At 60.2% G+C, this 11,428-nt stretch carries 10 protein-coding genes and 1 pseudogene; 3 read left to right on the top strand and 8 right to left on the bottom strand.

All coding sequences use genetic code 11. The features are described from left to right. Positions 1 to 99: 99 nt before the first annotated feature. The 3 genes from ACIONG_RS28565 to ACIONG_RS28555 are packed head-to-tail and all read right to left on the bottom strand — an operon-like array spanning position 100 to position 2,370. On the bottom strand, positions 100 to 753 hold the full coding sequence (locus tag ACIONG_RS28565; protein WP_103303159.1) for an ABC transporter permease: 654 nt from the start codon (positions 751 to 753) through the stop codon (positions 100 to 102). Positions 754 to 765: 12 nt separating this feature from the next. Further along, positions 766 to 1,659 carry a glycine betaine ABC transporter substrate-binding protein gene (locus ACIONG_RS28560; RefSeq protein WP_401304212.1) on the bottom strand — a complete coding sequence of 298 codons (894 nt, stop codon included), beginning with the start codon at positions 1,657 to 1,659 and terminating at the stop codon, positions 766 to 768. A gap of 21 nt (positions 1,660 to 1,680) precedes the next feature. After that, positions 1,681 to 2,370: an ABC transporter permease gene (locus ACIONG_RS28555; protein WP_169432591.1), complete on the bottom strand. Its 690-nt coding sequence runs from the start codon at positions 2,368 to 2,370 to the stop codon at positions 1,681 to 1,683. Between the two features lie 358 nt (positions 2,371 to 2,728). Between ACIONG_RS28555 and ACIONG_RS28550 the strand changes: the two genes are divergently transcribed. The 3 genes from ACIONG_RS28550 (at position 2,729) to ACIONG_RS28540 (ending at position 6,874) form a co-directional block, all read left to right on the top strand. Beyond that, complete coding sequence (locus ACIONG_RS28550; RefSeq protein WP_201235434.1) at positions 2,729 to 4,312, top strand: peptide chain release factor 3; 1,584 nt, start codon at positions 2,729 to 2,731, stop codon at positions 4,310 to 4,312. A gap of 930 nt (positions 4,313 to 5,242) precedes the next feature. Beyond that, positions 5,243 to 6,451, top strand: a complete 1,209-nt coding sequence (locus ACIONG_RS28545) for an MFS transporter (protein WP_401304209.1) — start codon at positions 5,243 to 5,245, stop codon at positions 6,449 to 6,451. Between the two features lie 159 nt (positions 6,452 to 6,610). Beyond that, complete coding sequence (locus tag ACIONG_RS28540; protein WP_103303155.1) at positions 6,611 to 6,874, top strand: hypothetical protein; 264 nt, start codon at positions 6,611 to 6,613, stop codon at positions 6,872 to 6,874. Positions 6,875 to 7,085: 211 nt separating this feature from the next. On the opposite strand, the gene ACIONG_RS28535 is transcribed toward ACIONG_RS28540, so the two are convergent. The 5 genes and pseudogenes from ACIONG_RS28535 to ACIONG_RS28515 form a co-directional block, all read right to left on the bottom strand. Then, positions 7,086 to 8,066: a peptide ABC transporter ATP-binding protein gene (locus ACIONG_RS28535; RefSeq protein ID WP_103303154.1), complete on the bottom strand. Its 981-nt coding sequence runs from the start codon at positions 8,064 to 8,066 to the stop codon at positions 7,086 to 7,088. After that, positions 8,066 to 9,034 (bottom strand): ABC transporter ATP-binding protein, encoded by a 969-nt coding sequence (locus ACIONG_RS28530; protein ID WP_187676744.1) that lies wholly within the window; start codon positions 9,032 to 9,034, stop codon positions 8,066 to 8,068. The genes ACIONG_RS28535 and ACIONG_RS28530 overlap by 1 nt, the downstream gene beginning before the upstream one ends. Positions 9,035 to 9,044: 10 nt before the next feature. Further along, on the bottom strand, positions 9,045 to 9,971 hold the full coding sequence (locus ACIONG_RS28525; protein ID WP_103303152.1) for an ABC transporter permease subunit: 927 nt from the start codon (positions 9,969 to 9,971) through the stop codon (positions 9,045 to 9,047). Positions 9,972 to 9,982: 11 nt separating this feature from the next. Continuing rightward, positions 9,983 to 10,993: an ABC transporter permease subunit gene (locus ACIONG_RS28520; protein ID WP_401304204.1), complete on the bottom strand. Its 1,011-nt coding sequence runs from the start codon at positions 10,991 to 10,993 to the stop codon at positions 9,983 to 9,985. Between the two features lie 73 nt (positions 10,994 to 11,066). Then, positions 11,067 to 11,428, bottom strand: a pseudogene (locus ACIONG_RS28515) (ABC transporter substrate-binding protein); the annotation flags it as partial.

The following is an 11,428-nucleotide window of genomic DNA, read 5'->3' as shown; positions in this document are numbered from 1 at the left end:
CACAGATTTCGCCTTCATTGACGGTCAGGCTCACCGAGTCCACGGCTTTGACATCTTTGCCGTTGCTTTGGAAGGTCTTGCTGAGGTTTTGAAGTTCGATCATTTGAGGAGTCCTTTTGGAGTCAGCGTGCGTTGCAGCCACTGCAGGAGGAGGTCGGCGAAGATCGCCAGAAGACTGACCAGCAGCGCGCCGACGATGAGCATCGACATGTCGCTGCGGCTGATGGAGGCGAGGATCAACACACCGAGGCCGCCGGCGCCGATGGTCGCGGCGATGGTCATCACGCCGATGTTCATCACCACCGCGGTGCGCACACCAGCGAGGATCACCGGCACGGCAATCGGCAACTCGACCATGCGCAGGCGCTGGCCGAAGGTCATGCCGATGCCGCGTGCGGCTTCACGGATACCCGGTTCCACGCCAGTGAGGGCGAGGTAGGTATTGCGCATGATCGGCAGCAGTGAATAAAGGAATACAGCAGTAATTGCCGGCATCGGGCCGAGGCCCTGGCCGAACTTGGAGTAGAACGGCAACAGCAAACCAAACAGGGCAATCGACGGCACGGTCAGCAGCACCGTGGCGCTGGCCTGCAACGGCCCGGCGAGGCTCGGAAAGCGCGTCATCAGAATGCCCAGTGGCACGCCGACGACGATCGCCAGGGTGACAGCGATACCGACGAGGGTGATGTGCTGCCAGGTCAGGTGCATCACCTGCTGCCAGTCGAGGTGGGAAAAGGCGTTCAGAAATTCCATGACTTTTCCTCCTTAGTTCAATGGGTGCTGGCGCAGGAAATCGGCGGCGACTTTCGACGGGCTTTCATGATCGACGTCGACCCGCGCGTTGAGCTGGCGCATGGTTTCGTCGTCGAACAGTTCGGCCAGCGGCTTGAGTTGCTCGGCCAGTTTCGGGTGCGCATCGAGGTAGGCCTGACGCACCACCGGCGCGGCGGTGTAGTCGGGGAAGTAATGTTTGTCGTCTTCCAGCAACTTGAGGCCGAAGGCGTTCAAGCGCCCGTCGGTGGTGTAGACCAGACCGGCGAACACCTGACCGTTGCGCAACGCCGTATAAACCAGGCCCGCGTCCATCTGGCGGATGTTCTTGCGAGTCAGGTTCATGTCATAGAGCTTGACCATGCCATCGAGACCGTCGGAGCGGTTGGCGAACTCCGTGTCCAGCGCGACTAGGTGATTGGTCTTGGCTTCAGCCTGCAACACTTCGTTCAACTGGCTGATGTTGTTGATCTGCGGATAGGCCTCGGCCACATTTTTCGGCAGGGCGAGGGCGTAGGTGTTGCTGAATTTCGACGGCGTCAGCCAGATCAGGCCTTTTTTCGCGTCGAGTTCCTTCACCCGGGCGTAGGACTGTGTGCTGTCGAGTTTCTCGGTGACATGGTTGTAGGCCACCAGCGACACACCGGTGTACTCCCAGAGCATGTCCAACTGGCCGCTTTCGTGGGCGCTACGGGCGAGGTTGCTGCCCAGACCACCAGTGATCTGCGCGTCGTAGCCTTTGCTGCGCAAGTATTGGGCGGTGATTTCCGCGAGCAGGGTTTGCTCGGTGAAGACCCGGGCGCCGAGGCGGATAACGGGTTTTTCAGCGGCTTGCGCCAATCCTGCGAACAGCAGGACGCAACTTAAGATCAAGCTAAGTCGTTTCATATTCATTCCTTCGCAAAAGCCTTAAGACGGGCGCAAACCGCGTTCCAGCCAGAGACGGCTGGCGAGGGTGACGACGCCATCGAGCAGCAAGGCCAGCAGCGCGGTGCACGCGGCGCCGAGCAGCAGTTGCGGCTGATTGTTCAGGGCGATGCCGGGGAAGATCAGGCTGCCGAGGCTGTTGGCACCGATCAGGAACGCCAGCGGCGCGGTCCCGACGTTGATCGCCAGCGCGACACGCACGCCACCGACAATGATCGGCACGGCGTTGGGCAGCTCGACTTGCCACAGGACCTGACGCGGGGTCATGCCGATGCCGACGGCGGCTTCTTTCAGCGAACCCTGGACGTTTTTCAGGCCTTCGTAGGTGTTGCGCACAATCGGCAGCAACGATGCGAGGAATAAAGCGAAGATCGCCGGACCACTGCCGATGCCCAGAATCCCCAGGGCAATCGCCAGTACGGCCAACGGTGGCACGGTGTTGCCGATATTGAAGATCTGCATGAAGCGTTCAGCGCGGCCGACCATGGTCGGGCGACTGAGAAAGATACCGGCGGGGATGCCCACGACCAGGGCGGCCAGCATTGAAGCGAGGACGAGAATCAGATGAGCTTGCAGGTAAAACAACAAATCGTCGCGGTAGTGTTCGATCGTGTTGATGCCGATCCAGTGGACCAGCAGGGCCAGGAGCGCGATCACCACCGCACCTCCCATCAGCCCTTTGCCATAGCGGATAGCCACAGGCGGACTCCTTTTTTATAGTCGGCGAACGCCGTCCCGAGTGGCATGCCATGCCTGGCTGCCGGGAAATAAACGTTCGCGAGAAGCAGCTCCCTCAGCAACGGCAAAAAGCGGTCTGAAAGCGAGCCATGAGCGCAGCCTCGTCAGGCTAACTTGCTGATTTTTCAGCCCCTGACGAAAATTCGTAACAGGGGATGGACGTCTCCGTGCTTTAAAAGGTTCCCACCTGCGGCAGCATTTGGCCACCCTTAATGTGCTCAACGGTTCGGTTATTGCATCGAGTTGGGCTATAATCGCGGCCCTTTTTTGAATCACCGCCAGGCGATTTCCCATGACCAACCAGGCCGCCGAAGTCGCGAAACGCCGCACTTTCGCCATTATTTCCCACCCCGATGCCGGTAAAACCACGATCACCGAAAAGCTCCTGTTGATGGGCAAGGCGATTGCAGTGGCCGGTACGGTGAAATCCCGAAAATCCGACCGCCATGCGACATCCGACTGGATGGAGATGGAGAAACAGCGGGGTATTTCCATTACCACGTCGGTCATGCAGTTCCCGTATCGCGACCACATGGTCAACCTGCTCGACACCCCGGGCCACGAAGACTTCTCCGAAGATACCTACCGCACCCTGACGGCGGTGGACTCGGCCTTGATGGTTCTCGATGGCGGTAAAGGTGTAGAGCCACGGACCATCGCGCTGATGGACGTCTGCCGTCTGCGTGATACGCCGATCGTCAGCTTTATCAACAAACTCGACCGTGACATCCGCGACCCGATCGAACTGCTCGACGAGATCGAAGCCGTTTTGAAGATCAAGGCTGCGCCGATCACCTGGCCGATCGGTTGCTACCGCGACTTCAAAGGCGTGTATCACCTCGCCGACGACTACATCATTGTCTACACCGCCGGTCACGGTCACGAACGCACCGAAACCAAGATCATCGAGAAACTCGACTCCGACGAGGCGCGCGCGCACCTGGGCGACGAGTACGAGCGTTTCATCGAACAGCTGGAACTGGTGCAGGGCGCCTGCCACGAGTTCAACCAGCAGGAGTTCCTCGACGGTCAGCTTACCCCGGTGTTCTTCGGTACTGCATTGGGCAACTTCGGTGTCGACCACGTGCTCGATGCTGTGGTGGATTGGGCACCGCGTCCGCTGGCCCGTGTCGCCAACGAGCGCACCGTGGAGCCGGTGGAGGAGAAGTTCTCGGGCTTCATCTTCAAGATCCAGGCGAACATGGACCCGAAACACCGTGACCGTATCGCCTTCATGCGTATCTGCTCCGGCAAGTACGAGAAAGGCATGAAGATGCGCCACGTGCGTACCGGCAAGGACGTGCGCATCGGCGACGCCCTGACGTTCTTCTCTTCCGAGCGTGAGCAGTTGGAAGAGGCGTATGCCGGCGACATCATCGGTCTGCACAACCACGGCACCATCCAGATCGGTGACACCTTCAGCGAAGGCGAAACTTTGGGCTTTACCGGTATCCCGCACTTCGCCCCGGAGCTGTTCCGTCGTGTGCGTCTGCGTGATCCGCTGAAGTCCAAACAGTTGCGTCAGGGCTTGCAGCAATTGGCCGAGGAGGGCGCCACTCAGGTGTTTTTCCCGGAGCGTAGCAACGACATCATTCTTGGTGCTGTGGGTGTGCTGCAGTTCGATGTGGTCGCCAGCCGTTTGAAAGAGGAATACAAGGTTGAGTGCTCTTATGAGCCGATCACTGTGTACTCGGCGCGCTGGATTGAGTGCGACGACAAGAAGAAGCTTGAGGAGTTTTCCAACAAGGCTGTGGAGAACCTGGCATTGGATGGCGGTGGGCATCTGACCTACCTTGCGCCGACGCGGGTTAATCTGGCGTTGATGGAGGAGCGTTGGCCGGATGTGAAGTTCCGTGCTACGCGTGAGCATCATTAAGCGCTGAGCTGAGTTGTTCGAAAGCCCCCTAGGTGTATGCCTTGGGGGCTTTTTTTTTGGTTTGGTTTTGGGGGTATATCCGTTTTTTTGGTGATGGCGGCTTAAGGTTTCGCCCTTACGGCGACTCACTTTTTTTACAAACGCCTAAAAAAAGTAAGCAAAAAAACGCTTGCTCCAACGTTCGGCCCACTCGCTGGGGCTCGGGGTTCCTTCGCTCCGGGATCGATCCGGGCGCATCGCCTCCGGTTTGCTTCGCTGCACCTCCTCTCGATGTGTTTGGCTGCGCCAAACGGTCGCTGCGCTCCCATGCCCGGATCAATCCCTCCGCTCAGCCTGCCGACGTCGCCCGTGAATCAAGATCAAGAGCTGCAGCCGAGCTAACGCTCATCCTTTGAGTGGGGCGGCATGCGCCGCGTGCTTTACATAGATCAAAACTGTGGGAGCTGGCTTGCCAGCGAAGGCGGCCTGCCAGCCGACCCATTTGTCGCAGGCTGCATGCGATTCAATTGTAGGAGCGAGCCTGCTCGCGAAGGCGGCCTGGCAGCCGCGCCATGTCTCGCAGGCTGCACGCAATCCCTGTGGGAGCCTGGCTTGCCAGCGATGGCGGCCTGCCAGCCGACCCATTTCTCGCAGACTGCATGCAATCCCTGTGGGAGCCTGGCTTGCCAGCGATAGCGGCCTGCCAGCCGACCCATGCCTTGCAGGCTGCATGCGATTCAATTGTAGGAGCGAGCCTGCTCGCGAAGGCGGCCTGGCAGTGACCAATTTCTGATGGCGTGCACTCGATCCAGTTGAGTTGTCGAAGGCTGTTTTACAGAAGTCTGTAGGGTGTCTCCGTTTTTTGTGGTCTCGATGTACTTAAGCGCGACAACTGGCGAGCTGGCCGTTAGTGTCTCAGGTCCACGCAAGTCGTTTTGAGAGGTCAATGGAATGACGAGTCGACTGACTCATCTGCTGCGGATCAACGGCTATTTCGGTGTCATGGCCTGGGTGCTCGCCGCGCTTTTGTTCATTAATCGGCTGAGCAGCATGGTCAAGCTGTTCATGGCGCTGTACCTGCGTCAGGAACTGGGGCTGGCGATTGAAACGGTTGGCTGGCTGTTGTCCGGTTACGGCGCGGGGCTGTTGGTCGGTTCGATGGTCGGTGGTTTGCTGAGTGACCGTTTTTCCACGGCGCGGCTGACGGCGGTTCTGTTTTTCCTGTCGGCGTGGACGCTGCTGTTGTTGGGGCTGGTCACGGAGGTAGCGTGGCTCGGTGCATTGCTGCTGTTCAGCGGTGTGCTCGACGGGGCGATTCGAACGCTGCATCAGCGTTTGATCATGGAGTATTGCGAGGTCGCGCAACGTGCCCGCGCGCAAGCGCTGAGCCGGGTTGCGCGAAACCTTGGCATGGCCGCCGCCGGCGTCGCTGGCGGGGTGCTGGCGCAGGTCGATTTTCGTTGGGTGTTCTTTGCCAGTGCGGCGCTGACGGTGCTGGCCTTGTTTTGGTTTGTCCGCACGACCTGGCGGCGACCGGTGCTGAGCGTTGAGGTAAAAGCCGAAACCGCTTCAGGTTTGCCTTACCGCGACAAACCCTTCCTCTGGCTATTGGCGGCGACGGTTGTGCTCGGCATGGCGTTCGACACGGTCTACAGCACGCTCGGCAACTATCTGCGGGATTACTATCGGCTGAGCACCGAGGCCATTGGTTGGCAGTTCGGCATCAACGCGCTGCTGGTGGTGACGCTGCAGATTCCGCTGGCCCATTGGGGCGAGCGCTGGAGTGCGCGGGCGCAACTGGTAGCTGGCGCCGTGTTGCTGGCCTGCGGGTTGGGCATGTTGCCGTTGGGTAGCGGGTTGTTTTATGTCTGCCTGTCGACGGTGATCTGGACATTGGGCGAGGCGTTGTTCATGCCGCCATTGAATGTACTGGTCATGCAGTACGCGCAGGGTGGCAAGAGCGGCCAGTACTTTGGCCTGTTCTTCATGAGTTGGAGCGCGAGCGCGCTGTTGTCGCCGGTGCTCAGTGGTCAGTTATACGCCCACGCTGGCGGGCACAGCGTTTGGCTGGCCAGTGCGTTGCTGGCGCTGATGAGCATTCCGCTGACTTGTCTGGCCACGCGCCCAGCCCTTGGAAGTGTGCTGCCGCGTGGTGTTTAGTTGATCCGGTTATGGCGGTTATTCGAAACAGGTCTGTCAGGCAACGGCATTTCTGCGGGTTCATTAGCGTCCTATCTGGTGAAGCCGGCTGATCGGAACTAGATTTCATTCAGCGCCGGATCGGCATTGCTGTTTCACCTGCACAGGATGGAATCGGTCATGAAAAACAGGTTGCTACGCGTTTTACTGCTGTTGAAAGTGATGGTCATGCTGTCCCTCGGCACCGCGACGGCCTGGGCCGAGTGCGAGGATCACGATTCTCAGGCCTTCAGTGGGCAGGTCGGGCATAGCGGCTTGATGCTGGCCAAGTCCGAATCCGAACCGGGTGATCAGGGGCAGGGCGGCGCCGCCGATGACGATGACTCGACCACTGACGAGCCGGACACTGATGATCCGGATGACGAAGGCGACAGCCAGACGTAGATTTCGGGCAAAAGAAAACCCCTTCTGCCTCGACTGATGCGCAATCGGTGGAGAAGGGGTTTGGTTAACTTCTGACTCATGAACGAAGAGGTCAATGTGGGAGCGTTCTTGCCGGCGATTGCGGTGTGCCAGACGACAAATCAGTTGACTGGCACTACGTCATCGCGGGCAAGCCCGCTCCCACAGTTTTTTGCATGTCCTCCCGTTCTTGTTACGCCGCGCCGTCGAGGAATTGCTCGGCGTAGTGGCACGCCACCTGCCGATTGTCGAGCGCACGCAAGGCCGGCTCTTCAGTGCTGCAACGTTCGGTCGCATACGGGCAGCGCTTGTGGAAAGCGCAGCCTGGTGGCGGGTTCAGCGGGTTGGGCAGTTCGCCGACGATCTTGATTTTCGGCTTGTTCGGGTCCGGGTGAATGGTCGGGGTCGCCGACAGCAACGCCTGGGTGTACGGGTGCAGCGGACGTTCGTAGATGGCGTTTTTCGGGCCCATTTCCACCGGGCGGCCGAGGTACATCACCATCACGTCATCGGCCACGTGTTGCACCACCGCCAGGTTGTGCGAGATGAACACGTAGGCGGTGTTGAACTCCTGCTGCAGATCCATGAACAGGTTCAGCACCTGCGCCTGAATCGACACATCCAGCGCCGAAGTCGGTTCGTCTGCCACCAGCACTTTCGGTTGCAGCATCATCGCCCGGGCCAGGGCGATGCGCTGGCGCTGACCGCCGGAGAACATGTGCGGATAACGCTGGTAGTGCTCGGGACGTAAGCCGACCTGCTTCATCATCGCCTGGACTTTCTCGCGACGTTCGGCGGCACTCAGGTTGGTGTTGATCAACAGTGGCTCGGCCAGTTGATCGCCGACTTTCTGCCGTGGGTTCAATGACGCGTACGGGCTCTGAAACACCATCTGCACGTCTTTGCGCAGCTGTTTGCGCTGGGCCTTGTCGGCACCGGCGACTTCCTGGCCGGCGATTTTCAAGGAGCCGGACGACGGCTCTTCAATCAGGGTCAGGGCACGGGCGAGGGTGGATTTGCCGCAGCCCGACTCGCCGACCACCGCGAGGGTCTTGCCGGCTTCCAGTTCGAACGACACGCCGTTGAGTGCGCGCACGGTCGCGTGGCCCTTGAACAGGCCACGGGAGACTTCGTAGTGACGGGTCAGGTCGCGGGCGGTAAGTACGACGGCCATTACGCCACCTCCTGGTTCAGCGGGTAGAAGCAGCGGGCGAGGCTGTTGGATTTCGGATCAAGGGTCGGACGCTGGGTGCGGCAGCTGTCCTGCACGTACGGGCAGCGCGGCGACAGCAGGCAACCCTGCGGGCGGTCGTAACGGCCCGGGACGATGCCCGGCAGTGTCGCCAGACGTTCGGCACCCTGGCTGTGTTCCGGAATCGCCTTGAGCAGCGCTTCGCTGTACGGGTGCGCCGGGATGTCGAACAGTTGCGGCACCTGGCCGACTTCGACCGCTTGGCCGGCGTACATCACGCAGACACGCTGGGCGGTCTCAGCCACGACCGCGAGGTCGTGGGTGATCAGCACCAGGCCCATGTTCTGTTCTTTCTGCAACGCCAGCAGCAGGTCCATGATCTGTGCCTGAATCGTTACGTCCAAAGCAGTGGTCGGCTCATCGGCAATCAGCAGTTTCGGCTCGCCGGCAATCGCCATGGCGATCGCAACACGCTGGCTCATACCGCCGGAGAGTTGATGCGGGTAGGCGTCCATACGGCTGGCGGCGCCGGGGATTTCGACTTTTTCCAGCAGTTCGATGGCGCGTTTGCGCGCTTGCTTGCCAGACATTTTCAGGTGCAGGCGCAGCACTTCTTCGATCTGGAAACCGACGGTGTAGCTCGGGTTGAGCGCGGTCATCGGGTCCTGGAACACCATCGACAAGTCTTTGCCGACGATTTGTCGACGCTGACGGTTGCTCAGTTTGAGCATGTCTTTGCCGTCAAAGCTCAGCGAGTCGGCGGTCACAATGCCGGGATGCTCGATCAGGCCCATCAGCGCCATCATGGTCACGGATTTGCCCGAGCCCGATTCGCCGACGATCGCCAGCACTTCGCCTTTGTCGACTTTCAGATCGAGGCCATCGACAACCGGCGTAGCAGTCTTGTCGCCGAAGCGAACGTTGAGATTCTTGATTTCTAGCAGTGACATGGGAATCTCCTCAGGCGGCATTCTTGAGTTTCGGGTCCAGCGCATCGCGCAGACCGTCGCCCATCAGGTTGATTGCCAGCACGCTGAGCAAAATGGTCAAACCAGGCAGGCTCACTACCCACCAGGCGCGTTCGATGTAGTCGCGAGCCGAAGCCAGCATGGTGCCCCACTCAGGGGTTGGCGGTTGTACGCCAAGGCCAAGGAAGCCCAGTGCGGCGGCATCGAGAATCGCCGAAGAGAAGCTCAGGGTTGCCTGAACGATCAGCGGCGCCATGCAGTTCGGCAGCACGGTGATGAACATCAGACGTGGCAGACCGGCACCGGCCAGGCGCGCGGCGGTCACGTAGTCGCGGTTCAGTTCGCCCATCACGGCGGCTCGGGTCAGACGCACGTAGGACGGCAAGGACACCACAGCAATTGCGATCACGGTGTTGATCAGGCCAGGGCCGAGGATGGCGACGATCGCCACAGCCAGCAGCAACGACGGCAGGGCCAGCATGATGTCCATCAGACGCATGATGGTCGGGCCAAGCACTTTCGGGAAAAAGCCTGCGAACAGACCGAGCAGAATCCCCGGAATCAACGACATGACGACCGACGACAGGCCGATCAACAGCGACAGGCGCGAACCCTGGATCAGACGCGACAGCAGATCGCGACCCAGTTCATCGGTGCCGAGCAGGAACTGCATCTGTCCGCCTTCGAGCCACGCCGGTGGCGTCAGCAGGAAGTCGCGGTATTGCTCGCTCGGGTTATGCGGCGCGACCCACGGCGCGAAGATCGCGCAGAAAATCACCAGCAACATGAACAACAGGCCGGCAACGGCGCCCTTGTTCTTCGAGAAGGCTTGCCAGAATTCTTTATACGGTGACGGGTACAGCAGGCTTTGATCCACGGCGGACGTGGCGGTGGCTACTGAGGATGTTGGAGTGCTCATGGGTATCGACCTCAGCGCTGATGACGGATGCGTGGGTTGGCAAAGCCGTAGAGGATGTCCACTACGAAGTTGACCAGAATCACCAGGCAGGCGATTAACAGGATGCCGTTCTGCACAACCGGGTAGTCCCGGGCGCCGATGGCTTCGATCAGCCATTTACCGATGCCGGGCCAGGAGAAAATGGTTTCGGTCAGCACCGCACCGGCCAGCAGGGTGCCGACTTGCAGGCCGACCACGGTCAGTACCGGAATCAGTGCGTTACGCAGACCGTGGACGAACACCACGCGCGACGGCGACAGGCCTTTGGCCTTGGCTGTGCGGATGTAGTCTTCGCGCAGCACTTCGAGCATCGACGAACGGGTCATCCGCGCGATCACCGCCAGCGGAATGGTACCCAGCACGATGGCCGGCAGGATCAGGTGATGCAGGGCATCAAGGAAAGCGCCCATGTCATCGGCCAGCAGCGTATCGATGAGCATGAAACCGGTGCGTGGCTCGATGTCGTAGAGCAGGTCGATCCGCCCGGAAACCGGGGTCCAGCCCAGGCTCACCGAGAAGAACATGATCAGGATCAGGCCCCACCAGAATATCGGCATCGAATACCCCGCCAGGGAGATGCCCATCACCCCGTGGTCGAACAGGGATCCTCGCTTGAGTGCCGCAATCACCCCGGCCAGAAGGCCCAGAATGCCGGCGAACAGCAGGGCGGCCATGGACAGTTCCAGGGTCGCCGGGAAGAGGGAGGAGAACTCGGTCCATACGCTTTCGCGCGTGCGCAGGGATTCGCCGAGGTCGCCGTGGGCCAGTTTGCCGATGTAGTCCAGATACTGGGCATACAACGGTTTGTTCAGACCGAGGCGTTCCATTGCCTGAGCGTGCATTTCGGGGTCGACCCCAAGTTCCCCCATCATCACTTCCACGGGGTCGCCCGGCCTCAAGCGAATCAACGCGAAAGTCAGCAAGGTGATGCCGAAAAACGTGGGGATCAACAACCCCAGTCGGCGGGCAATAAAACTAAACATCTTGTGTGGTACCTCATCAGCCGGTTAGGCGTGCCCGGCTTCCCTGGAATCAGGGAGGCCGGGAGTTTCTTATCTACTTCACCTGGGTGGTGGCGAAGTTATTAGTGGTGAGAGGGCTGATGTGATAGCCCTCTACGTTGTTGCGCATTGCGGTAAACATCCGGGTGTGGGCCATGCTGATCCACGGTTGGTCCTGATTGAACAGGACCTGGGCCTGCTCGTAGAGTTTCGCGCGCTCGGCCGGATCTACTTTAGCCCGTGCTTCGTCGAGCAGTGCCTGGAATTTCTCGTTGCACCAGCGTGCGTAGTTTTCGCCGTTCTTGGCGGCCTCGCAACTGAGCATAGGCGTCAGGAAGTTATCCGGGTCGCGGGGGTCGCGCGCGCCTCCGGGCGAGACCAGATGGTGTGGGCCGGCGGGGGGGCGGTTGAGCCGCG

Source organism: Pseudomonas sp. NPDC087817, assembly GCF_044742875.1.
In the GTDB taxonomy this organism is placed as follows: Bacteria; Pseudomonadota; Gammaproteobacteria; order Pseudomonadales; family Pseudomonadaceae; genus Aquipseudomonas.
The sequence above is the reverse complement of the archived record's forward strand: the minus strand, read 5'-3'. Positions and strand labels throughout refer to the sequence as shown.